Source organism: Pseudoalteromonas sp. B160 (assembly GCF_037162485.1).
GTDB classification, from domain to species: Bacteria; Pseudomonadota; Gammaproteobacteria; order Enterobacterales; family Alteromonadaceae; genus Pseudoalteromonas; species Pseudoalteromonas rhizosphaerae.
The window spans coordinates 832,199-856,524 of record NZ_JARLUX010000002.1; the positions used below are offsets into that span (position 1 = coordinate 832,199).

A 24,326-nucleotide genomic window follows, 5' to 3' on the forward strand; every position below is an offset into this window, starting at 1 on the left:
AGTGTGAAGAATTTAGATGAACACTTTATGACATTGCCCTGTAAGTTATAAATAAAACCAATCAACCTTTATTGCGTTGCTGACAATACAATACTGTCGTCAAATTGATTAACCTCAAGTTGATTCAACTGTGCTATTAATGATGCTGCCCCTAATACATCTGCCGTTTTAAAGCGACCGCTGACGCGTAGGTCCGCATCCACATTACTCAGAACTAGTGGTTTGTCGGTATAGCGATTAAGTTGAAAAATAGCATCGTTAATGGTCACATTTTCTAAATCAAGCCAGCCTAATTGCCAATCTGGTTGCTGTGTTTTAAAGGTCGTTACAATAATTTGCTTGGCATCAACGCGGGCGCGCTGTCCTTTTACTAATTCTACTCGTTGTGAGTTGTCGCGGGTGGTTACCGCCACTTTGCCATGAAATACATCAATCGTTGTTCCACTTAGGGTTTTATCAATATTAAACGCGGTGCCTAGCACGCTAACTGTTGCGTTACCGGTATCAATGGTAAATGGGCGTTGCTCATCGCGCTTAACTGCAAAGTAGGCCTCTCCTTTGCTTAAGATGGCTTGTCTGGTTTTATCATTTTCATGAAATTGCAGGTTAGTTTGCGTATTTAATGCAACTTCAGAGCCGTCCGACAACGTAATGTCGGTTGCTTTGGTCGCTGTAAATTGCTGTGTGGCAATGAAAGTTGCTGTTGTTGGGCTAACCTCAGGACTTAATGTTGCCACCCCGACTACCGCCATGATTATACTCGCCGCAAGCGCGCTGCCCCAGAGCCAAAAGTTAGTATGGGTGTTGGCTTTTATGTGTGTTGGCGCTGCGATTTTAGTGGACGTATCTAGCATTTTAAGTGCTTCGGTAAGTGCTGCATCTTGCCAAATCGCTTGCTTGAGTGGATCTTTATTTTCATCGTCATGTTTGGATGAGGTGACCATGTTATTTCTCTATCTATCTCTATTATTGATATAACGACTTAACGTTCATTAAGGGGACACTTAGTCAGCAATAAATTCGCTGATTGCGTCTTTGAGCATATCCATCGCGCGGGAAATATGCTTTTTTACCGCCTCTTCTGATAACCCTAAGCTTTGCGCTATTTGTTGACGGCTTTCACCATGTAAGCGGCGACGAATAAACACATCACGGCGCAGAGCTGACATTTGCGTGAGTACTTGCTGGTATAAGCGCAAGCGTTGTTCATGCTCAAGTAAACTCTCAAGTGACAGCGCATTACTTTCAGGTTCGTGCTCTAAGCTCTCGGGAGATTTATTTTGCTCTCGATGATGATCAATCACTAAATGTTTTGCCATGCGATAGCCATACGCCAACGGGTTATCAATATGCTCCGAACATTCAATTTTTAATGCTTTCATCAGCAGTTTTTGAAATAAATCATCGGCATCGGCCTGCTCACCGACTGCCCGACGAAAAAAGCTTTTTAGTGCATCTTGGTTAGCAATAAAGCACTTAACGAGGGGTCTATTTTGTTGACCTTGTGCGTTTATTAGAGATGGCGGCGTTTGAGTTTGAGGCATCAGTTCTCATCGTTATCTATAACATTACATTTTTAATAGACGCTCATACTAGAGCAAAGGTGACACCTTTTTTATGATGATTTAATGACACTTTTATGATTGCAGTGTCGCAAAACCGACACAAAAACTTCATCGAATAAATACGTCCCCTATTAATTTTTTGCAGCGTCATTAGGAGCGAAATCAATTTAAAGTCGTAATACATACAACAGGAACAACATGATGACTAAGCGAATTTTTACCCTATCACCTTTAGCATTGGCACTAAGTGCGTTATTTGTCGCGCCAAGTTACGCGCAAGACGCTGAAAATGAAGATCAAGCGATGGAGCAAATCGTCGTAACGGGTAGTTATATTAAAAGTTTAGAAAAAGCGATTGACCTAAAGCGGACAAACATTGGTTTTTCAGATTCAATTGTCGCTTCAGACATCGCTGATTTTCCAGAGCAAAACCTTGCAGAAGCACTACAGCGTATGCCAGGTGTGACGATTGAGCGAAATAAAGGCTTAGGTCAAAAGGTGAATGTACGTAGTTTGCCGAGTGAGTTTACTTTTGTGTCGATTAACAACCTTGCTACGGCGTCTGGCAGTGGCGGTCGTGATGTTGAATTTGATATGTTTGCCTCTGAAATTATTCAAAGTGTTACAGTAAAAAAATCATCAACGGCTGCGGATGAAGAAGGCGGTATTGCAGGTTCAGTCGCAATCACAACAGCAAGACCATTTGATTATGACGGCCGTAAGTTAGTGGCATCGGTCGAAGGGGCTTATAACGAAATATCAGAAAAATCAGATCCTAAACTAACCTTTTTAGCCAGTGATACATTTGGTGATTGGGGGGCACTTGCCTCGTTTGCATTCTCTCAACGGACTAATCGTACTGATAGTAATTCAGGGATCGATTTTCGCCCCCTTTCTCGATTTTTAGAAAAGAAAGGCTCATCGCAATGGCAATCTGACCAAGCTGCGGACGTATTAGAGCGTGATACCGGTATAACAATTAATGATCGCTTTGATAGTGATGAAACAAGCCGCGTGGTGTTTTTAAATAAAGTAGGCGATCGTTCATACTTAACAGAGCAAGAAAAATGGGGTGCAACACTATCATTACAATATAAACCTAGCAGCGAATTTAGCTTAACCTTTGATGGCTTACTGGGTAATTTTGATGATCATGAAGACGAATATGATGCATCCGCTTATGCCGCATCAAGTGTTAGCTCTTTAGAACGCATTAATCAATATGATAGAATCTACGATAGGTGATTACGGTATCACTGTTCTAACCGACGTTGACTATGCGGCTACTCAACACGAATTTTTAAGTAAAGAACACAGTAGTGATACTGACTACCAACAATTTAGCATTGCAATGGACTGGGTTGTAGGTGACTGGGATATATACGGTTTAGTGGGTTATAGTGGCGCAGATAAAACAACCGAATCCACTAATTTAAAACATACAGCCTATCGTGCAACACGTTCACGTTATACCAGCACAGGCGCAGAAACTATACCAAGTAATAATCCTGATACATTTGATATGTATAACTCACCTGAGGCTTATTTATTTGACTATAACGAAGTTAATCTCGAAGCAATCTCAGATGATAAATATGCTGCTCAATTGGATTTCTCTCGCCAATTTAGCTTAGATTCCTTCCCTGCGTTAACCAAGTTGCAGTTTGGGGCGCGGTATACCGACAAATCAAAAGAGCGTAATTATGGTACTAACCGAGCAACAGGTCCATCAGCAGGTGATACCTCTTGGGTAGGCACGCGTACGTTAGCTGACAGTGAACTAACTAATATTTCAGACTTGGTTAATGGTGGCGAATATCTATCTGACGTACCGTCTAAACAAGGTTGGAGTCAAATTTCTAATCGTTATGCTCGTAACCAACTTAGATATGAAGGCTTTGGTGTTGATTTCGAACCAGACCAATATTATCAAGTAGCAGAAAAAACCACGGCTATTTATGCAATGGCTGATTTTGCTTTTGATATTGGCGATATGCCCGCAACCTTGAATACCGGTGTACGTTATATTGATACTAAAGTTGATTCATCAGGTTATCACCAAGTACAAAATGATAATGGCTCAACATCTTATACGTCAACACCAGTCTCTAAAAGTGGTGGTTACACTGAAGTACTGCCAAGTATTAACTTTACCCTTGAGCTTAATGATGACTTGGTTTTACGTGCTGCGGCATCACAAACGCTTATGCGTCCATCATTAACGGATATCGCTTATAAACGTACAGTGAGCTTAAGTGAGTTTAAATATCGCGATGGTAACCCTGATTTAAAACCAACCTATGCTGATCAATGGGAACTGGGTTTGGAGTGGTATTTAGAAGATGGCGGTTTATTAGCGGTTTCTTACTTTGAAAAAGAAATTGAAGGCGTCGTACGTGAATCACTCACTGGTGTTGTTAATGGCGTAACTAAGTACAATGATAATGGTACTGTTGACGGTGTTTATGATTTTGATGTTTATCAAAAAGTGAATGCCGAAGGCTCGTATGATGTTAGTGGTGTTGAGTTTATTGCACAAATTCCATTTGCTCGTTTTAGTAGCATGTTAGAAGGTTTTGGTGTCAATGCTAACTACACGACATTAAATAACTCCTTAACGGGTGCATCTGACTTAGGTATCCCTACTCCGCCAGAGGGGCTTGCAGATGAAACCTACAATCTGACTTTTTATTATGAAAATGAAAGCTTTGATGCGCGTATTTCATATAACTATAAAGACAAATACGTAGAGTACATTGAGCGTGATATGTATCCAGTTTATCGTGATGCGTATGGTCAAACAGATGTCTCATTTGGTTACAGCATTAATGATTCAGTAAAATTCACATTAGAGGGCATCAATATTACCGATGAAGCAACTAAAGGATATACCTTAGATCCAGCTTTCCCATCAATGTATGAGTTCTCTGGAAGACGCTTTGCATTAGGTGTTCGCGCTATATTTTAATATATTATAAAGCTAATAACCGGAAGCATTTTGCTTCCGGTTTTTTTGTTTAAAGTGTTCCAGTCACAGGATATTTAAAATGAAGTTTCTCATTTCATTGCTCATTTGTTTGAGCAGTACACCGCTTTTTGCTGCGCCGGCTACAAACACCCAAATAGCCTTTGTTCCCGACATTCACTTTCACGATATTTATGGGGACTTTTCTGATGCGGGGTTTGCGGGCATACCAGTCGATAAAGCAAAGGATGCGGTGAGCATTCGCAGCATGCAGGCGCAAATTCATTCAACTCGCTTATTTAATGAAAACTACTTTGCGTTAATCGCCACCCTTGATGATATTGCCGCTAAAGGCGTAAAGCTAGTTGCCCTGCCTGGGGATTTTACTGATGATGGCCAACCTGTGCATCTTAATGGTTTAAAAACGATACTAGACGATTATGCAAAAAAGTACGGTATGCGTTTTTTTGCTATTCCAGGTAATCATGATCCGGTTCGGCCATTTAAAACCGCCGGCGGAAAATCAGACTTTTTGGGTTCTAAAGGTCAGCAAATTGGTATTTATTCAACCGATCATCCTCGTTGTGAACATGTAGCTAAAGATAATCACTCATTAGTATGCAGCGATAAAATCGCGCATGCTGGTTATCAAGAGCTTGTAGAGATAATGGCACCGTTTGGTTTGCAGCCAGATAGCCGCGACTTACTCTGGGAAACGCCATTTGGTGAGCAGGTATCGCTGGTTGAACGTAGTTATTCGCAATGCGCGAAGAATAATAAAGCACGTTGTAAACAAGTCCCCGATACCAGCTACTTAGTAGAGCCTGTCACTGGGCTTTGGCTATTGGCAATTGATGCGAATGTGTATGTTCCTGAGTTTAAAAATGGCACGTTAGTATTTCAAGGATCTGGCAATGCGGGTTATAACAAAGTATTGACTGAAAAACCTTATTTGATGAAATGGATCACCAATGTTGTTAAACGCGCGAAAGAGCAACATAAAACCTTAGTTGCGTTTAGTCATTTTCCGATGGGGGAGTTTTACGATGGCCAAACGCAGTCGATTAAATCTTTGTTTGGTGAGTCTGCATTTCAGCTAGCTCGAGAGCCTGAACTTAATACCCGTAAGTTGTTAGCAGAAACAGGTTTAAAGCTGCATATTGGTGGCCATATGCACATGAATGACACTGCAATTATTGAAACTGAGCATAATACATTATTTAATATACAAGCCCCTTCGATAGCGGCTTATCGGCCTGCTTACAAATTAGTTACTCTCAATAACCAACTCGCTAAAGTCGATACAATAACGATTGATGATGTGCCTCATTTTGATACGTTATTTAGCGCTTACCAAACAGAGCATGACTATTTACAAAAGAATGCGCCTGCACAAGTATGGGATAAACGTATTTTAACGGCTAAGAACTATCAAAGTTTTAGTAAGCAACACTTACAAGCATTGGCGAGGTGGCGATTTATCCCTCGTGAGTGGCCCGCGGACTTTCGCGATAAAGTACAGAAAATGTCGTTATTAGAGGTTATTTCTTTACTGAGTGATGACAGTGGGCTATCAAAAGTACAACAGCAACAATTGCAGACTAAAACAGTACTGGATTTTATTGCTGATTTTTATTTAGTGCGTAATGCCGGCTCACTGGCTTTCGCTGATATAAGTGAGTCCACACAACAGACTTACCAAACTATGGGAGAATTATTAAATGGCGCGGCTGAATGTAAAAATAAATTGGCTAGAAAAAGTAATGATGGCGGGACTCTTTGTCAGCTAAAAATAGCACTTACGCAAGCTTTCTCTATTTATAGTAATCTTAGCAATGCTCTACCTGATCAATGTCTAATCATTGATATGTCAAAAAAGACATCACTGCATGATTGCAAAGATAATTAAGTAATTCTGTTATCAAGTTAAACAAGCATAAAAAAGCGCGAGAATATTAACTCTCGCGCTTAAGTTATACATTTTTTGCTTTAATTAAATATCAAAGCGGTCTGCGTTCATTACTTTCACCCATGCATTAACGAAGTCTTGTACAAAACGCTGTTTGTTATCGTCTTGCGCATAAAATTCAGCAAGTGCTCTTAAAATAGAGTTGGAGCCAAACACTAAGTCAACACGGGTAGCGGTCCATTTAGTATTACCGGAGCTGCGCTCAACAATGTTATACGTGCTTTTACTTGCCGGTTCCCAGCGATAGTTCATATCGGTTAGGTTAACAAAAAAATCATTGCTTAATGTGCCTACATTATCGGTGAATACACCATGCTGGCTGCCACTGTGGTTAGTGCCTAGTACACGCATCCCACCAAGTAGTACTGCCATTTCAGGGGCTGTTAACCCCATCAGTTGTGCTCGCTCTAAAAGTAGCTCCTCGGCTGAAACGACATAATCTTTTTTCTGCCAGTTTCTAAAGCCATCATGAATTGGTTCTAATACATCAAACGACTCTGCATCGGTCATGTCGTCGCTCGCATCGCCGCGACCTGCTGCAAATGGTACGGTGATATCGACACCCGCGGCTTTTGCAGCTTGTTCAACTGCAGCAGTACCGCCGAGTACAATTAAGTCCGCTAAACTCACCGGTTTGCTTAAACTTGCTTGTACTTTTTCAAGGGCCGTTAATACCTTAGCAAGTTTTTCTGGCTCGTTACCTTGCCAATCTTTTTGCGGGTTTAAGCGAATGCGTGCGCCATTGGCGCCACCGCGATGATCAGAGCCACGGTAAGTACGGGCGCTGTCCCATGCAGTGCTGATCAAGTCACTGGCGCTAATGCCTGCATTTAGCAGTTTGTCTTTAAGCTCGCTAATTTCAGCATCAGATAAGGTGTAATCGACGCTTGGGATGGGATCTTGCCAGATCAAATCTTCGCTTGGTATATCTGCACCTAAATAGCGAGATTTAGGGCCTAAGTCACGGTGAGTGAGTTTAAACCAAGCCCGTGCAAACACATCGGTGAAATAGTCAAAATCATTATAAAAACGTTCGATAATTTTGCGATAGCTTGGATCCATCTTCATTGCCATATCGGCATCGGTCATAATCGGATTTAGGCGAATTGATGGATCTTCAACATCAACAGGTTTATCTTCCTCTTTAATGTTTACCGGCTCCCACTGGTTTGCACCCGCTGGACTTTTGGTAAGCTCCCATTCGTAATTTAACAGCAGATAGCAATAACCGTTATCCCATTTAGTTGGGTGAGTTGTCCACGCACCTTCAATGCCTGATGTCATAGTATCGCGGCCTATCCCACGCGTTTTATGGTTGTTCCAACCTAGGCCTTGCTCAAATACATCTGCGGCTTCAGGCTCTGGGCTAAGATTCTCTTCGCTGCCATTGCCATGGGTTTTACCCACCGTATGGCCACCCACCGTGAGCGCTGCGGTTTCTTCGTCATCCATCGCCATTCGAGCAAACGTTTCGCGTACTTGTGCCGCAGTTTTGAGTGGATCTGGCTGGCCGTTTACGCCTTCTGGATTAACATAAATTAACCCCATTTGTACTGCAGCTAACGGGTTTTCCATGGTGTCTGGTTTTGCTACGTTGTCGTAACGTTCATCACTTGGCGCAAGCCATTGCTTCTCCGCGCCCCAATAGACGTCTTTTTCTGGATGCCAAATATCTTCACGCCCGCCGGCAAAACCAAAGGTTTTTAAACCCATTGATTCATAAGCCATATTGCCTGCTAAAATAATTAAATCGCCCCACGATAACTTATTACCGTATTTTTTCTTGATAGGCCAAAGTAAGCGACGTGCTTTATCAAGGTTAGCGTTATCAGGCCATGAGTTCAAAGGAGCAAAGCGTTGGTTACCTGTACCGCCACCACCACGGCCATCAGCTAAACGGTATGATCCTGCTGAGTGCCACGCCATACGGATCATCAAGCCACCATAATGACCCCAATCGGCAGGCCACCAATCTTGGCTTTGTGTCATCAGATTTTTTAAATCGGTTTTAACGGCTTCAAGATCTAATTTTTTAAATTCTTCAGCGTAATTAAAGTCATCGCCATAGGGATTAGGTTTAGTATCGTGTTGATGAAGAATTTCTAAATTTAAGGCCTTTGGCCACCAATCAGTATTGGAATTAGACGATTGTGTGTTGCTACCATGCATGATTGGGCATTTACCCGCACCTGAATTGCTCATTTTTAGCTCCTTTATCGGAATATAAAACTCGGTCTATAACTCACTGTGTTTAAAAGCTTAGTTCATAACAATTAACTTGCTACTGAATGTAATATATTGATTGATAAACCCTGTTTAAGTTCATCCTTTGTACCAATATAGAAGATTAACGATTAAAAACTAGTGCTAAATCACGATTTAAAGCGATTGCAGCTATCGATTAATCTGATGTTTATTGTTAAAAAATAGTGGCAGTAAAATGCCCACACGTATATTGAGTTATTTGGTAAGCTGTCTGAATTAATTATAAAAAAGAGTTATTAATTAAAAATGGTTAATTTGAAGTGTTTAGTTTGCTTTCTTATTTTGTTTTCAACTTTTAGCAGCGTTGCTGAGCAATCGTTTGAAATCCCCAGAAGTGCGGTTATAGAGCTTACCGATCAGCAGGCAAAGCTTAGCTATCCTTTATTTATAAAGCTCCCGCGCAGTTACAGTCGAAATAAAGATAAAACATACCCTGTTGTTTACCTCCTTGATGGCTCGTATGCGTTTCAAGTGGCATCCAGGGCGACGCATTTTGCTATGAACAGTGGCGCCATGAATGAAGCAATACTCGTTGCAATTGGTTATTCGCAAGGCTCTAAAGGGTCATCAAGCCGTATTAGAGATTACACACCAAGTAAAGCAAATGATTGGCAGCTCGAAACGGGTAAGGCCGAGCAACATGCTGCTTTTATTCGTGATAATGTGTTTGCTTATATGCAAAGTAATTACCGTGTGACCTCTAACCAACGTACTTTAGTAGGTAATTCATTGGGGGGCTTATTTGCTGCTCATGTACTTTTTACCCAGCCTAATATGTTTGAAAGTTACATTATTGGTAGCCCGTCGGTGTGGTTTGATAATGAGAGCATAATATCTCAGTCGATTACTACAGCTAAGCAAGACGTTAGGGTTTACTTATCGGTAGGTAGTAAAGAAACACCTGAATTTGGCGAAGGGCAAGATATGATAACTGGAGCTAATAAGTTAGCGAGTAAAATACGTCAAGGGGATGCTAAAAATATACAGCTTGAGTTTTCTATCATTGAAGGAGCAAAGCATGCGACGGCATTTCCAACCACGCTGATCCAAGGTTTAGATTGGCTATACGCAAAATAGCGCAGATATTAATACCAATCGACTTAAATATTTAGCCTTTCTAGCGTGCTAAATAAAGCGCTAACGGCGTTATAAATTTTCATGTAGAACAACTACATATCAAAATTTATGCCTTGTTATCACTCTATTTATCCGTCGCTATAAACTACCAATAACTTAACACGATTGGTATAAAAAAACCCACTGATAAATTAATATCAGTGGGTTTTTAATACGTTAAAACGTATTAACTAAAACAATCGTTTAGATACAAACGATGTTTTCAGCTTGTGGGCCTTTTTGACCTTGAGTAACAGTAAACTGTACACGTTGGCCTTCAGCTAGAGTTTTGAAGCCGTCACCGCTGATAGCGCTGAAATGAGCGAAAACGTCAGGACCTGACTCTTGCTCGATAAAACCAAAACCTTTTGCTTCGTTGAAAAATTTAACTGTACCAGTTGTAGTTGTAGACATAATAGATATCCTAGATATTAATAAAAGTGTGCCTAAAATCAGGCGGTTTAGCTGAAAAAACAAGTATTTAACTGAGGATAACGCGATGAATTATTACTAATAACAACGTGGTACGTACAAATAAACAGAATTTCTTTCAAACTTATAGTGCATTAACGGGTTATTACTAACCCATTAATTAAAAATTAGATGCTAACGATATTTTCAGCTTGCGGGCCTTTTTGACCTTGAGTAACAGTAAACTGTACACGTTGGCCTTCAGCTAGAGTCTTAAAGCCATCGCTTGAGATTGCGCTGAAATGAGCAAAAACGTCAGGGCCTGACTCTTGTTCAATAAAACCAAAACCTTTAGCTTCGTTAAACCATTTTACTGAACCAGTTGTTGTATTAGACATAATAGTATCCTAAGAATTAATAAAAGTGTGCCTTAATTTAGGCAATTTAACAGGAAGAAAACAAGCATTTAACTGAGGATAGCGCGAAGGATTATTACTAATAACAACGTGGTACGTACAAATAAACAGGGCTTTCTATCAACCCGATGCAGAGCAGGATAACAGTTACTTAAACCATATAACAAGCTTTATTTACTTTTCTTTTTAAAGCCAAGTTAATTTTGTGAACATATATTGATTAAATAAGAAGAGTCGTAGCCATGCTTACCGTCTCTGCATTCGCTTTGTTAAAGTGATCTAGGTATGGAGTGTAGACTTATTTTTAGTGGGATTAAATTTAGTTGAATGAGATAATATTTTTAATTGGGGAAGTGCGAAATCCCACACTCCCCCCACGAAAAAAGGAACTCAGCGCTCATTTGAACAGCGACAGACTCCTTATTTATTCAGCAATTGCGATCGCTATTTCTACTTCAGTTGCGGTTTTATAATATTCATAGTCGCTGGTATAAGTACGAGTGTAACGACAATCATCTGAGCTAAAGTATTGCCAAATTTCACCCCATAAATCAATTATAGCGTCGGGCATTTCGCCTTCGCCACTAAAGACTAAATAACTCCCTGCGTGCGTTGTAACTGTTACTGAATCACGAAGGTTAATTGATTGCTCATCGCTACAGGCAATGACATCAAAATCACCGGTCACATCGCTCTCGTAGTTAGTGTAAACACCAAAGACTTTACTGTCTTTTGTGAGTTTTGAGGTATATTTTTCGCCAAATTTTTGCCAAAGCTCAGCTATCTTTGCTGTGCCAGTATTCATTTCATTGGCATTGCATGTTCTTACTTTTAAGCCGGTTAAGGTCTTACTTGCTAGCTGTTTTACTTCCATTGAGACTATCCTTTAGCATTAATACTCAGTATTAACTTAACAGAAAAAGCATGAAGTATTTAATAAATACGCTATAAAGAGGGTTTATTTTTTGTTGGTGATTAGGGCGTGTTGACCTTTGTGGATTGAAATTTGTTCAATCTAGGGGCGATTTAATCGCGGCGCGAGGTTTGTAACCTAGTGGGCTAAGTAAAAATCGAGCAACAAAGAGTTAATCGCCCCTAGGAAGAACCCTTTGGGCAGCGCATGTTTGGAATTTATACTGCGTTATCGCCTATTTATGGGGAACAACCACACTACATAGGCTCTGCCTTGCCTAAATACCAAACATACTGCTGTAAAATTAATCACGAAAGGTCAACACGCCCTAAACCTTTTGTTGCAACGACTTCACTTTTTTGCAAACAGTTACAGCCCAGCTTTGATCACCTCGAGCACTTTACTCATTCGTTTTGCCAAAGGCCGATTACGGTGATAACACACATAAATAGATTCGCTGATCGGGTGCTGTAATGGATGGACGTTAATCAACTGTGGTTTACTAAATGCACTCACAGCATGTGCCGGTAGCACAGTAAAACCTAGACCAAGGCTGACAGGTTCAAGAATTAAATTAATTTGGTTTGAAAAACCAGAGCGCTTTATTTGATCAAGGTGTTCAAATTCCGCGTAGTTTTCGCTTAACAATAATTGCGCATGATGTTTTGCATCAGGGTGAGCAATGAAGCCAAGTTCGCATAAGTTTTGCCAGCTTGGAGTTTGGTAACCGGTTGGTGTAATTAATAATAGTGCATCTTGGCCGATTTTATGGCTGGTAACCTCGCTGAGTGTTGGGGCTTGAGTTAAAAAACCAATATCAGCATTGTGATTAGCAACGGCCTGTTCCACGCTTTCGTTTGGGGCAAAGCGATAATCAATAGTGAGTGCTTTATGTTGCCCTTGTAAATCAAGTAATTGATTATAAAACTTAAGCCCGCAACTGCCTGGTGATTGAATCTTTATATTGCCACTGTAGGGTGAGTCGTCATGCAGTTGTTGCTCTAAAAACTGCCACTCTTTTAGTAACTGGCTTCCTTTTTGATATAAGCCTTGCCCTTGTGCGGTAAGGGTAAACTGCTTGCCATGGCGTTCAAGCAATGCGCAATTAACCTGCTGCTCTAACTTTTTAATGTGTTGGCTTACGCCTGACTGGGTCATATAAAGGCGTTCTCGTAGTTTGGGTAAAGTGATTTACTTCCACTAAGGTGCAAAAGGTATGTAACCATGTAGGATTTATCATTATAAAACGTACTCAAAATGATGATTAATGATAATTTTACTTAATACAGGTCGGTTCGTAAACTAACTCCATCAACTAAGCATAGTTAAACAGGAGCATTATTATGAGTCATACCTATCCACGTAGTTTTTCGCACATTGGAATTTCGGTCCCCGATGTTGAAAAAGCCGTTGAGTTTTACACCAAAGTAATGGGTTGGTACACCATTATGGAGCCGACTTTAATTACCGAAGACAAAAGCCCAATAGGCGAAATGTGTACTGAAGTATTTGGTGAACAATGGGAAAAATTTAAAATAGCGCACCTTTCAACAGGTGATCGTATTGGTGTAGAAATTTTTGAGTTTAAAAATCAAGAAAACCCAGCTGACAACTTTGAATACTGGAAAACCGGTATATTCCATTTTTGTGTTCAAGATCCAGATGTAGAAGGCCTTGCTGAGCGTATTGTTGAAGCTGGCGGTAAAAAGCGTATGGAAGCACCCCGTTACTACTACCCAGGTGAAAAACCGTATCGCATGATCTACATGGAAGACCCGTTTGGTAACATTCTCGAGATTTACAGCCACAGTTATGAGCTTATTTACAGCGCAGGTGCATACTAAATTAATTGGCATCAGTGTTAAATTGTAACAGCCGCAGCTTAGTTACTGCGACCTCTGATACCGAAAATGCACTACTGGGTTAGTAGTGCTAAGCGTTATAACCACACATGTGATTTATTTGTTTTCTTATGCTGGCTCTTCTATGCTATTGCGAGCATTTGTGGTTAAGGCAACAAGCGCTTTTCGCACTGCTTGTGGTGTCTCGCACACGTTTTCAAAGCTAATAAAATAATTACGTTGTTGGCTTTGAATATAAAACCCCTGTGGCAGTATGCCACTCATAACCGGTGCATTATCTGATACGCAATAATGCTGAGCTAATATTAGAGCCATTGCATTTTGATGATCTTCATTCATGTGGGTGATCATGCTTTGTTCTTGATCTTCGTCCCAGCTTTTAGCTGCGCTTTGCCACTCATCTTTTTCAAGCCAAAATATTTTCCCAAAACCGCCAATAAAGCGAACTCGCACAACATCTAATTGCCATAATTTAAAGTCGTGGGCGTTCCGATAACTGTCAGCTTCTGGGTATAACGCTATGTATTTGTTAAGCAGTATTTCGGCCTGAGGGCCTGCAACTTCACAACCATCGCCCACCAATGTGACTCGGCCATGCTCGTTTTGGTCGCCACGGTCAGCGGCATCAAAAATAGTTAAGCTCATACGAGAATCGTGCTTTAAGTTTTTAGTGTGTTGGGCTATATCGCTAATAAAAAAGTAGATGCGGCCTTGCTCATCACACATATAAGGGGTTACCGAACCAAACGGATAACCTCTTAAGTTGTAAGAAATAGTCGACATAACACCAGCATGGGTTTTAAAAACCAGCTTTTGTGCATCGCTTAATGCTTGCTCTCTCATGAAAACTCCTGACGTTGAGAAAAAACCATGGGTGCATTGTTATATGGATGAGAATTAACATGCAGTTTCATGGCGTACATTTGTTGTAAATTAGATTCTGTAAGTACTGTGTTTATTGGCCCGCTATCGAGTACTTTTTGATCGTGTAATAAAATAGCGTTGGTTGCGTAAAGGCTGGCCAAATTTAAATCGTGAATAGCTATAATGGCACTGTTACCCTGCTCTACAAATGCTTTAACACAACTCAATAGAGCATGTTGATGGCGCATATCTAGTGCTGATGTAGGTTCATCAAGCAGCATCAATTTAGGCTTGGTATGAGTAGAAAAAGCATCTAATTGAGCCAAAGTACGCGCCATATGAACGCGCTGTTGCTCACCGCCTGAAAGCTTACTGACACGGCGGGATAAGTACTGGGTTAAGTCCATGAGTGCGGCATACTTGTGGACTTTTTCAGCTTGCATTTTAAGAGACTCGGCATAGGGGTAGCGTCCCATTGCAATGAGCTCAAATACACTAAAATCAAAGCCAACAAGATTGCTTTGCATCATTACTGCTCGTTGAGTGGCTAAGTGTGCTTGAGACAATGTACTCAGAGGATAATTGTTAAACCATACTTCGCCTTTAAAGTCATAATGCTCGGCTAAAGCATGCAGCAGTGTTGATTTTCCTGCGCCATTTTCGCCTATCAGTGCTACTAGTTGAGCTTTTGCAATGTGCCCACTTATGTTTTTTAAAACACTGTGATTGCCAAAACCAACACTTAGGTTATTAAAAGTAATCATCATTACCCTCGCTTAGTTTTAATGATCAGATAAATAAACAAAGGTGCGCCAAGTAGCGCGGTAATAATACCAATGGGTAACTCTGCAGGCATAACAACTAAACGTGCTAACCAGTCAGAAAGCAGCAGCACAACAACGCCTAATAACATGCACAGCGGTAACATTTTACGTAAATGCGGGCCAACCATTAAACGGGCAATGTGTGGCACAACTAAGCCAACAAAACCTATCAAGCCAGTAAGGGCTACAACGGCACCAACACCTAATGCCACGAGTATAATTACATACAGTTTAAGCTTGTCTGTGTTGACACCTAAATACTGTGCTTGAGACTCGCCAATCAATAGTAAGTTCATCGGTTCTTTGAGTCGCCACAGACCAAGAATACTCAGTAGCAATAATGGTGTTGCTTGAGTTATTGCATCCCAATTGGCACCACCTAATGAGCCCATCGTCCAGTAGTTAATTAATCTAAGCGCACTATCGTCAGCGAAATAGCTTAATAAGCCAATAACAGCAAAGGATAAAGAATTGATCGCAACCCCCACTAAAATTAGTGTGGTTATATTGACCTGCCTATGCTGCTTAGCAATTAAATACACTAAAGAGGTCACTAACAATGCTCCTAAAAATGCGGCATAAGGTAAATAGTATTGAGCATTAAAATTAAACTGGGCGCTAAATGCTATAAAGGCGACCGCGACCATGGCAGCGCCTGCGCTAATACCAATAATTGATGGATCAGCCAAAGGATTACGACACAAAGCTTGCGTTGCAGCGCCAGTTTGGGCAAGCACTAAGCCAACCAATACAGCTAGTACAAATCGAGGTAGACGTATTTGCGTGACCACATTGATTTGCAGCGCATCAAATTGATTAAAATACTCTGGGGCAATCCATGCGATGGCTAAACGCCAATCCCAGCCTGCGGGGCCATATCCTATGCTCAGTAGTGCTAGAGCAAAAATACACACAGTAATTAGCAGCATCCACTTTTGGTTTGCAGTTATAGAAACAGGCTTAAAACGGCTCAAAGTTAATGTGTTCATAAGGTAGCTTTATAGTCGCTTAATTCTTTAATACCGGTGGCTATGCGCGGCGACATTCCCAGTGATAGCAGGCTATCCATCACCAATAATCGGCACTGCTTTGCAGCTGTTAATAAGCGCAGTGTTGGTTGATTACAAAAAGCCTCTTTACCGCCAAGGCTATAAACAACATGGGCTGGTGCGATTAAAAAATCGGGCTGTTTTACGGCAAGTACTTCGTTATTTATTACTTTAAAACCTTTGTGCGTAGCGCCTAAATTAGTGACTCCAGCATAATCAAGTAATAAGTCAGCAACCGTGTCAGTGCCCGCAGCAACAAGCCCGCGCTCATTAGCTGAGAGTAAAAATAAAGCGCTGTGTGTTTCGGTGCTCGCTTTTGGAGGTAATGAATTTTTTATTTGTGCTACGAGGGCTTGAGCTTTGTCGTTCGCATTTAAGTCTTTACCAAGGCGTTTAACAAGATTTAGTAAGTCATTAATTGAGTTGGGTTTTTTATAGTGGATAAGCTCTACACCAGTGGCTTCTATTTGTGCAAGCGCTTGTGCTCGTCCTGCTCCTTCAAGTGCTAAGAGTTTAGTTGGGCGCACCGAAAGTACACCTTCTGCGGCTAAATCACGGTAATAACCAATTTGATCGAGCTGTGTCGCTTGTTTTGGATATAGGCTCGATTGATCCACCGCGACAAGGGTATCTTGCTTATCTAAGGCAAAAATAATTTCAGTTAATGTACCGCCAGCACTCACTATACGCTCCTGCGCGCTTAGGGGGAACAGTCAATAAAATCAATATAAAAAGGTATCTCATAAAAAAACTCCAATCATTATTTTCGATTATTATACTCAACTAAATGCAAATGAAAATGATTATCATAAATAATTGATCTTGTTTTTAGTTAGTTGTAACATCCCTCCCCTACTAAATAACAACAATTATCATTTGGAGTTAATGTGAATTTTCCTTCTTTTCAACTTACTGCTTTAGCAACGTTACTACTTGGTTCGGGCTCTGCCATTGCCGAGGAGATAATTGGTGAGCATATTGTTGTCAGCGGTTCTCGGTTTGAACAAAAACTTGAAGACGTAACAGGCTCTGTAACTGTGATTACAGAGCAAGACATAGAACGTAAATTGGCTGTTGATTTACAAACAATGTTTCGTTATGACCCCAGTATATCAAGCACGGGCAGTGGCTCTGCGGCTCAAACGCTTTCAATTAGAGGAGTCGGTGGTAACCGCGTGGTGTTTATTAAAGATGGCCGTCGAACTAACGATGGTTATGCTGGCGGAGACGGCTATTTGGTTGGTCGTAGCTATTTTGATGTCGCTGGGATAAAGCAAGTTGAAGTCGCCAAGGGAGCCGCGTCTTCATTGTATGGTTCAGATGCACTGGGTGGTATTGTGGTGATCACCACTAAAGATCCGAGCGATTATTTATTAAACGAAAATAGTTTTGCTCAAGTGGCGCTTGGATATCAGGGTCAGAGTAATCAAATGTCGGTAGATATTACTGCGGCTAAAGATTTGGGAGATTTAGGTGTTAGTGCCGTTTATAGCCACCGAGATAGCGAAGAAGTACAAAACTTTACTGAAAACCTACCTGGTTATGATGCTAAGTCAGATTCGTTATTGGTTAAACTAGAGCAGCAACTTGATGAAAAGCGCACGTTAAAATACACCTTAGATTATTTTAATCAAACTACTGAACAAGTAATCACCAAAGCGAGCCAAGAAACTAAAGACGAAAATACTAATTGGTCGCTAGCGCTGGATTACGACTCAAAAGCGGCCACAGCAGCGTTTGATCAATGGCATTGGCAAGTATCGTTTAGTCGTTATGAGCAGCAAAGTGATCAAATTAGTGCTACAGCAGCGCATACCGATTACAACAACTATGGCTTTGAACAAGATATTTTAGGGTTAAGGGCTGTATTTAATAAAAAAATAGCCTTACAAGATGCGACCCACAACTTTGTTTATGGTGCTGACGTAGATATATACGATACAACACGTCCACGTTATAAAACACGCTTATTGGCTGATGGAACAGTCGATTTTACAGATCAAAAACAAAAAGCTTTTCCTGGCGCTGATACCTCTTTAGTGGGCGTTTTTATGCAAGACAATATTAAATTTGCAAATAGCGCGTGGTCTTTGATTGCAGGTGTACGCTTTGATTATTATTCATTAGCAGCTAAAGATGATGAGCTTTATAGCGATGCTGAGCTTGATGACATTACCGAATCTGCGTTTTCACCAAAACTTGGGATGATTTATCAAGTTAATGATAATTTATCATGGTATGGGCAATATGTACGTGGTTTTAAAATTCCCCCGCATGATCAAGCGTATCAAAGCCATGGTGTTGAACCATTTTATCAAATATTACCAAACGCAGATTTAGCACCCGAAAGCAGCGACTCATATGAGCTTGGCATGCGCTTTTCTGGTAATGATATCAACGTTACTTTAAGCGCATTTTACGCCGCTTATGATGACTTTATTGATGTTGCAATTGCAGCTGTTGAGCCAACGTTCATACCGAATGTAAATAAAACTTTTTACCAATACCAAAATATTAGTGAAACACAGATCAGCGGTGTTGAAGCGAGCTTGTTGATGCATGTAAGCGATAATGTTTTAGTTGAGGCAAATGTTGCATATGTTGAAGGCGAAAACAAAGAAACAGACGAGCCGTTAACCAGTATCAGTCCATTAAACGGTTCAATACAATTAACAACAGCACTTGGCGATATTGATTGGACCGCAGCATGGCGCTTTGCTAAATCACAGTCTGATGTAGTGCGAGATGCAAGTGGTGATAAAACAACGCAAGGATATGGTTACGGTATTGTGGATTTATACGCAAGTTATGAATGGCAAACATGGCAGCTAAATATTGGTGTAATTAACCTGCTAGATAAAAAATATGTACCCTTTGAACTGATTGCAGGGCAATCTCAGGGGGCTGATTTTAGCCAATATACCCAGCCCGGCGTAACTTTTCTGCCCGCGTAAGTTATCAGTTTTAAAAGGTAATCAACGCTGCGCGTAAGTGCAGCGTTTTAACCTTACTGCTTTTTTACTTATTCATTGAGCCTTTGCCTAGATGATATAAAAGAGTCGTGGTTTTAAAGTTAATAAAGGCTGTAAAGGGGGTTAACAGTTACTAAACAACACGCATCATATTTGCGCATTAATACTTTTGCAGGCTAGCGAAATTAATCCCTATTCTCTGATGGCTGACTTTATGTTGCCCCATAACTAAAGTGAGACTGTCTTGGTTTATAAAAGTAGCTGTGAGTTATGTTGGCTCGATTAATTATTACACTGGCGGCTATGTTTACATCACGTTAGTATAGTGCTTCAAATAAGTTACAAAATGATAATTACATGACTTTAAAAACCAATGCTTTAATTTATTTTTTAGCCTTTAGTAGCGGCTTTAGTATTATGGGAATAGAATTACTTGGCGGGCGAATTTTAGCGCCTTTTTTTGGTAGTAGTGTGCATATTTGGGGCAGTATTATTACTGTGTTTATGCTCAGCTTATCGTTTGGCTATTTATTGGGAGGAAAGCTTTCAATTCGCCAGCCTTCGTTAACCAAATACGGTTTAATATTTTTAGTTGCCAGTATTATGGTGCTGCCCATTGCATTATTTGCCCAGCCAATTATGGCGTATATTTTTTCTCACATAGAAGACAGCCGTTATGGCTCGTTATTGGCCTCTACAGCGTTGTTTTTTGTCCCTACTATTATTTTAGGCATGATTTCGCCTTACTCTGTGCGTTTATTAGTGACCGATAGCGAGCACAGCGGCCAAGTTGCTGGCGGCTTGTATTTTGTCAGCACCTTAGGCAGTGCCTTAGGGACTATTATTACCTCGTTTTACATGGTGCTAGCGTTTGATGTGAATACCATTATTTTGGGTTTCGCGACGACATTAGGGCTATTAGGTTTATTGGCAATTGGCGTAAATCAATTAGCTAACAAGGAGAAACACAATGTTTAAGTATTTGCTCGTGACCTTACTGTTAATTGGGTTTAGCAGCCAAGCTAAGGTGATCCATCAAGAGCGGTCGCTTTATCGTAATATTTTAGTTGAAGAGACCGGCGATTTACGCTGTTTAAAGTTTGACGAAAAAGCCCGTAAAAGCAGTCAAAGTTGCATATATAAAAGCAACCCACAAAAGCTAGTGTTTAATTATACCAAACTCACTTTTGCCAGTTTACTACTGATAGACAATCCAAAAAATGTACTTATTATCGGGCTTGGCGGCGGCACCTTATCAAATGTGATCAGCGAGCTATACCCTGACGCCATGATTGAAAATGTTGAAATTGATCCCGCAGTTATAAAAGTGGCGCGTGATTATTTTGCTTTTAAAGAGAACGATAAAGTCACTTCGAAAGTTCAAGATGGGCGTATTTTTATTAAACGCGCAGCAATCCAACAAGCCAAGTATGACTGGATTATTCTTGATGCATTTAATGGTGATTACATCCCTGAGCATTTACTTACTAAAGAGTTTTTTGCGGAAGTGAAAAGTGTACTGGCTGATGGTGGCGTAGTAGCGGCAAATACCTTTTCATCAAGCAAACTTTATGAGCATGAATCTGCCACTTATGAAGCGGTATTTGGTGACTTTATTAATGTGAGCACTGAGAAAAATAGTAATCGAATTATTTTAGCTGGCTTTAATAAATTTCCAAGTCCTGTGCAGCTAGCACAGCGAATAGAAAAGCTAACCCCGTTATTAGCCCCCTATCGCGTTGATATCAAAGCGGTGAGCGAAGGGATGATTTCGACCAAAGATAATAAAGACTGGCCTAGCGATACAAAAGTACTCACTGATCAGTACTCACCCGCAAACTTACTCAATTTCTAAAGTTTACGCCCATTTGTTACTACACTTAGGCCAGCTTGCTGGCCATCAAAGCTAACTGCTAATTCCCCCTTTTTAAGTTAATACCCGATTAAATTTGTAATCGAATCTTCTCTCATAGATTAGTTTAAGGTTCCTGCTGCTGCAATGATAGATAGTGTGCTTTGAGCGAAAGTTATAGTTAGGCTTGTCTTAAGTATTTCTTAAGAATTGCCTGCTATTGTTAAACTAATTATTTTTCTAGGTATTTTTAGGGGCTTAAAAAGTGGTGATTATTCCTCGAACTGTATCACGGTTTATGCTTGTGACGGCACTTTTTACTGCTATGGTGAGTGCGCCAGTGTTAAGTAAAGAAACCGTTGTGCCAGTTATCTCCAGTCAGCAACAACTAACCGATAAGTTAGCAGAGCTTAAAGGCCAAGTGGTATTTTTAGATTTTTGGGCTTCGTGGTGTACACCTTGTCGTAAGTCTTTTCCTTGGCTTAATGAAATGCAAACAAAATACCAATCGCAAGGCTTTACGGTGTTGGCAGTTAACTTAGATGTTGAGCATCAAGATGCGGTTGATTTTTTAGCACACACTCCTGCTGATTTTCCCATTATTTATGATCCTGATGCACTAATAGGCAAACAATTCGATTTACTCGGTATGCCAAGCAGTTATGTGTATGGCCGTGATGGCAAAATAAAATATCGCCATATTGGCTTTAAGAACAGTAAAAAAGCGCAATACGAGCAAGAAATAACTCAGTTATTAGCCGTTCAGCCTTAAGAGGTAATGATGAAAAAATTAATAAAAAATAGTCTCCTAACGATGTTAATACTATCTGCAACTGGGTGTGTCAGTATTGGCGTAGAACCGTGGCAACGAGATCTATTAGCTAAAGATGAAATGTCACTCAGTGGCGGATTAGATGCTGCGGTTGACGATCATGTTTACTTTAGTAAAGAAGCCTCCAGTGGTGGACGCAGCTTTGGTGGTGGAGGCTGCGGATGCAACTAGTCGACTCACAAACCGAAAAGAACCAAACCAGTAATATTGCTTCAGCACTAGGGCTGGCTGCTTGCGCATTACTAGGCACAGCGCCTGCAGAGGCGCAAATAAACAAAGATTGGCAGTTTGACACCGCTGTGTTGTATTACGGTGAAACAGATCGTGTTATGGCAACAGAGGCGATGATCAACGCCAATAAAGAATTTGCTGACGAGCACTTTTTAAATTTACGGCTCACCTTAGATACATTAACGGGTGCCTCAGCAAATGGCGCGGTAGCACAACCGAATGTACAAACATTTACCCGTCCTTCAGGCAATGGCCAGTATGATATTCAGCCTGGTGAAACACCGCTGGATGATACCTTTCGTGATACGCGTGTACAGCTTAATGCCCAGTGGACTCAACCCTTGGCGCAGGATTATACCGTCAGTGGTGGCGTGCATATTTCAAAAGAGTATGATTATTTATCGTTAGGTGTTAATGGTAACTTAGCCATCGACTTTAATAAAAAGAACACTACTTTGTCGTTGGGCGGCAGTTATTTTAGCGATACCTTTACCCCCGAAGGTGGTATCCCGAAAGCATTTGCATCTATGCCAATTGGTGACAGTGAAAGTGCGGTTTGGGACGACACTTTTAACAATACGCGACGCACAGATCAAGATGATAAAACGACCACCGATTTACTTGTCGGTGTCACGCAAATCATCAACCGTAGAATGCTAATGCAGTTTAACTATTCATATTCAATGGTGGATGGTTACCAAACGGATCCGTTTAAAGTGCTTAGTGTGGTAAATAATGATGGTTTAACACAAGATTATCAATACGAGAACCGCCCTGATGAACGTACCAAGCAAAGCCTATATTGGCAAACCAAATACCATTTTGACAACAGTATTGTTGACCTTTCATATCGTTATATGTGGGATGACTGGGAGATAACATCGCATACGGTTGATTCACGTTGGCGTCTATTACTGGGGGACGACAGTTACCTAGAACCGCATTTTCGCTACTATCAGCAATCGGCGGCAGAGTTCTATCAGCCATTTTTAAATGCAGCAGCGGCTGTACCGCAGTTTGCTAGTGCTGATTATCGTATTGGTGAAATGGATACTTACACGCTGGGTTTAGAATACGGTACTAAGCTTAGTAATGGCCACAGTATGTCGGTACGTGCTGAATATTACACTCAGCAGCCTACCAATAATGGGTTTGAGCAACCTGGTGCGCTGGCATCACTTGATTTATTCCCAAGTGTGGATGCGGTAGTGCTACAATTTAGTTATTCATTCTAACGAGTTATAGGTTAAGTTACTAACGTGGCTGCACAAGCAATATCAATCCATCCGCAAGCCGCTGGTCTAAGTGTAAAATTTAACGCTATGGCCAGCCCTTGTGAATTGTTAGTCGATAGCGTCGATCAGCAGCTTGGCGAGCAACTTGGGCAGCTGGTTGCAAACGAAGTGTGGCGTATTGAACAGAAATACAGTCGTTACAATACTCAAAGTGTTTGCTCTGCTATAAATCAAAGCCAAGGGCTGCCACTTGCCATCGATAACGAAACCTATGCTTTACTTAATTTTGCCAAGCTATGCTTTTATTTAAGCGACGGGCTGTTTGATATTAGCTCGGGTATTTTACGGCGTGTATGGCATTTTGATTGTTCCGACAACCTGCCAACTCCGGCACAAATAAGTGCATTATTGCCTAATATCGGTTTCAACAAAATTGTGTTTGATCAGTCCAGTATTACCTTGCCTAAAGGTATGGAGCTTGATTTTGGAGGGATTGGCAAAGAGTATGCAGTTGATAAATGCATTCAGTTACTCCAAGCACACAGCCCTGTTGCAGCGTTAGTTAATTTAGGGGGCGACTTAGCTGTCACCACTGAGCGTAGTGACGGTCAAGCCTGGCAAATTGGCATTGAACATCCGGGCTTTGTACAACAACAAACTATGGTGGTGTCTTTGCGCAGCGGCGCTCTGGCAACCAGTGGCGATGCTAAGCGTTATTTATTAAAAGACGGCATTCGTTATAGCCATATTCTTAACCCTCGCACTGGCTGTTCGATCACTGATGCGCCGCGCTCAGTTACCGTCGCTGCGCCGCAATGTATACAAGCAGGCATGTTAGCAACTCTGGCCATGCTACAAGGTCGCGATGCGCAGATATTGCTCGATTCACAACCCCTCCCCATTGGATCATTCGCTAATTTGCTCAACACAGTGATATTAAATCGTTTTTAAAGCCCTCTTTGCCGTTATTTTTTAGATCATTTTG

Annotated in this window: 22 protein-coding genes and 1 pseudogene; 12 read left to right on the plus strand and 11 right to left on the minus strand. The window is 40.9% G+C overall.

What is annotated here, in order from left to right:
* Positions 1 to 68 precede the first annotated feature (68 nt).
* Positions 69 to 944 (minus strand): FecR family protein, encoded by an 876-nt coding sequence (locus P4S61_RS22145; RefSeq protein ID WP_337119221.1) that lies wholly within the window; start codon positions 942 to 944, stop codon positions 69 to 71.
* Between the two features lie 60 nt (positions 945 to 1,004).
* On the minus strand, positions 1,005 to 1,544 hold the full coding sequence (locus P4S61_RS22150) for an RNA polymerase sigma factor (protein WP_335679630.1): 540 nt from the start codon (positions 1,542 to 1,544) through the stop codon (positions 1,005 to 1,007).
* A 219-nt stretch (positions 1,545 to 1,763) separates the two neighbouring features.
* On the opposite strand from P4S61_RS22150, the gene P4S61_RS22155 reads away from it, so the two are divergent.
* The 3 genes from P4S61_RS22155 to P4S61_RS22165 all read left to right on the plus strand — a co-directional run bounded on the left by P4S61_RS22155 (position 1,764) and on the right by P4S61_RS22165 (position 6,439).
* On the plus strand, positions 1,764 to 2,810 hold the full coding sequence (locus tag P4S61_RS22155; RefSeq protein ID WP_337119222.1) for a TonB-dependent receptor plug domain-containing protein: 1,047 nt from the start codon (positions 1,764 to 1,766) through the stop codon (positions 2,808 to 2,810).
* Positions 2,788 to 4,533 carry a TonB-dependent receptor gene (locus P4S61_RS22160; protein ID WP_337119223.1) on the plus strand — a complete coding sequence of 582 codons (1,746 nt, stop codon included), beginning with the start codon at positions 2,788 to 2,790 and terminating at the stop codon, positions 4,531 to 4,533. Before P4S61_RS22155 ends, P4S61_RS22160 begins: the two co-directional genes overlap by 23 nt.
* Before the next feature lie 79 nt (positions 4,534 to 4,612).
* Positions 4,613 to 6,439 carry a metallophosphoesterase gene (locus tag P4S61_RS22165; protein WP_337119224.1) on the plus strand — a complete coding sequence of 609 codons (1,827 nt, stop codon included), beginning with the start codon at positions 4,613 to 4,615 and terminating at the stop codon, positions 6,437 to 6,439.
* Positions 6,440 to 6,523: 84 nt separating this feature from the next.
* On the opposite strand, the gene katG is transcribed toward P4S61_RS22165, so the two are convergent.
* Positions 6,524 to 8,701 (minus strand): catalase/peroxidase HPI, encoded by a 2,178-nt coding sequence (katG, locus tag P4S61_RS22170; protein WP_337119225.1) that lies wholly within the window; start codon positions 8,699 to 8,701, stop codon positions 6,524 to 6,526.
* Between the two features lie 345 nt (positions 8,702 to 9,046).
* Here katG and P4S61_RS22175 point away from each other — a divergent pair, with 345 nt between their 5' ends.
* The gene (locus P4S61_RS22175) at positions 9,047 to 9,841 is read left to right on the plus strand and encodes an alpha/beta hydrolase (RefSeq protein WP_337119226.1); all 795 of its coding nucleotides are present in this window, start codon (positions 9,047 to 9,049) and stop codon (positions 9,839 to 9,841) included.
* Between the two features lie 243 nt (positions 9,842 to 10,084).
* Here P4S61_RS22175 and P4S61_RS22180 read toward each other — a convergent pair whose 3' ends face one another.
* The 4 genes and pseudogenes from P4S61_RS22180 to P4S61_RS22195 all read right to left on the minus strand — a co-directional run bounded on the left by P4S61_RS22180 (position 10,085) and on the right by P4S61_RS22195 (position 12,860).
* Positions 10,085 to 10,294: a cold-shock protein gene (locus P4S61_RS22180; RefSeq protein WP_016706518.1), complete on the minus strand. Its 210-nt coding sequence runs from the start codon at positions 10,292 to 10,294 to the stop codon at positions 10,085 to 10,087.
* Between the two features lie 185 nt (positions 10,295 to 10,479).
* The gene (locus P4S61_RS22185; protein WP_145238950.1) at positions 10,480 to 10,689 is read right to left on the minus strand and encodes a cold-shock protein; all 210 of its coding nucleotides are present in this window, start codon (positions 10,687 to 10,689) and stop codon (positions 10,480 to 10,482) included.
* Positions 10,690 to 11,131: 442 nt separating this feature from the next.
* Entirely contained in the window at positions 11,132 to 11,581 is a 450-nt protein-coding gene (locus tag P4S61_RS22190) for a GyrI-like domain-containing protein (protein ID WP_145238947.1), read from the minus strand.
* Between the two features lie 408 nt (positions 11,582 to 11,989).
* Positions 11,990 to 12,860: pseudogene (locus P4S61_RS22195) on the minus strand (LysR family transcriptional regulator).
* Between the two features lie 103 nt (positions 12,861 to 12,963).
* On the opposite strand from P4S61_RS22195, the gene P4S61_RS22200 reads away from it, so the two are divergent.
* Positions 12,964 to 13,464, plus strand: a complete 501-nt coding sequence (locus tag P4S61_RS22200) for a lactoylglutathione lyase family protein (RefSeq protein ID WP_149980329.1) — start codon at positions 12,964 to 12,966, stop codon at positions 13,462 to 13,464.
* A gap of 126 nt (positions 13,465 to 13,590) precedes the next feature.
* Here P4S61_RS22200 and P4S61_RS22205 read toward each other — a convergent pair whose 3' ends face one another.
* Genes P4S61_RS22205 through P4S61_RS22220 form a run of 4 tightly spaced genes read right to left on the minus strand, consistent with a single transcriptional unit; the run spans position 13,591 to position 16,902 of the window.
* Positions 13,591 to 14,325 (minus strand): HugZ family pyridoxamine 5'-phosphate oxidase, encoded by a 735-nt coding sequence (locus tag P4S61_RS22205; RefSeq protein ID WP_182717315.1) that lies wholly within the window; start codon positions 14,323 to 14,325, stop codon positions 13,591 to 13,593.
* On the minus strand, positions 14,322 to 15,113 hold the full coding sequence (locus tag P4S61_RS22210) for a heme ABC transporter ATP-binding protein (protein WP_337119227.1): 792 nt from the start codon (positions 15,111 to 15,113) through the stop codon (positions 14,322 to 14,324). Before P4S61_RS22210 ends, P4S61_RS22205 begins: the two co-directional genes overlap by 4 nt.
* Positions 15,113 to 16,159 carry a FecCD family ABC transporter permease gene (locus P4S61_RS22215; RefSeq protein ID WP_145238934.1) on the minus strand — a complete coding sequence of 349 codons (1,047 nt, stop codon included), beginning with the start codon at positions 16,157 to 16,159 and terminating at the stop codon, positions 15,113 to 15,115. Before P4S61_RS22215 ends, P4S61_RS22210 begins: the two co-directional genes overlap by 1 nt.
* A complete protein-coding gene (locus tag P4S61_RS22220) occupies positions 16,156 to 16,902 on the minus strand; it encodes a heme/hemin ABC transporter substrate-binding protein (RefSeq protein ID WP_337119228.1) in 747 nt (248 codons plus the stop codon). The genes P4S61_RS22215 and P4S61_RS22220 overlap by 4 nt, the downstream gene beginning before the upstream one ends.
* Positions 16,903 to 17,106: 204 nt before the next feature.
* Here P4S61_RS22220 and P4S61_RS22225 point away from each other — a divergent pair, with 204 nt between their 5' ends.
* From P4S61_RS22225 to P4S61_RS22255, 7 genes are all read left to right on the plus strand, one after another.
* Complete coding sequence (locus tag P4S61_RS22225) at positions 17,107 to 19,173, plus strand: TonB-dependent hemoglobin/transferrin/lactoferrin family receptor (protein ID WP_337119229.1); 2,067 nt, start codon at positions 17,107 to 17,109, stop codon at positions 19,171 to 19,173.
* A gap of 375 nt (positions 19,174 to 19,548) precedes the next feature.
* On the plus strand, positions 19,549 to 20,169 hold the full coding sequence (locus P4S61_RS22230) for a fused MFS/spermidine synthase (RefSeq protein WP_145238924.1): 621 nt from the start codon (positions 19,549 to 19,551) through the stop codon (positions 20,167 to 20,169).
* Positions 20,162 to 21,046 (plus strand): spermidine synthase, encoded by an 885-nt coding sequence (locus P4S61_RS22235; protein ID WP_149980333.1) that lies wholly within the window; start codon positions 20,162 to 20,164, stop codon positions 21,044 to 21,046. Before P4S61_RS22230 ends, P4S61_RS22235 begins: the two co-directional genes overlap by 8 nt.
* 295 nt (positions 21,047 to 21,341) lie before the next feature.
* A complete protein-coding gene (locus tag P4S61_RS22240; RefSeq protein ID WP_182819660.1) occupies positions 21,342 to 21,815 on the plus strand; it encodes a TlpA disulfide reductase family protein in 474 nt (157 codons plus the stop codon).
* Positions 21,816 to 21,824: 9 nt separating this feature from the next.
* Positions 21,825 to 22,046 (plus strand): DUF4266 domain-containing protein, encoded by a 222-nt coding sequence (locus tag P4S61_RS22245; protein ID WP_182819661.1) that lies wholly within the window; start codon positions 21,825 to 21,827, stop codon positions 22,044 to 22,046.
* Positions 22,037 to 23,341, plus strand: a complete 1,305-nt coding sequence (locus tag P4S61_RS22250; protein WP_182819650.1) for a DUF3570 domain-containing protein — start codon at positions 22,037 to 22,039, stop codon at positions 23,339 to 23,341. Before P4S61_RS22245 ends, P4S61_RS22250 begins: the two co-directional genes overlap by 10 nt.
* Before the next feature lie 24 nt (positions 23,342 to 23,365).
* On the plus strand, positions 23,366 to 24,292 hold the full coding sequence (locus tag P4S61_RS22255) for an FAD:protein FMN transferase (protein ID WP_337119230.1): 927 nt from the start codon (positions 23,366 to 23,368) through the stop codon (positions 24,290 to 24,292).
* Positions 24,293 to 24,326 lie beyond the last annotated feature (34 nt).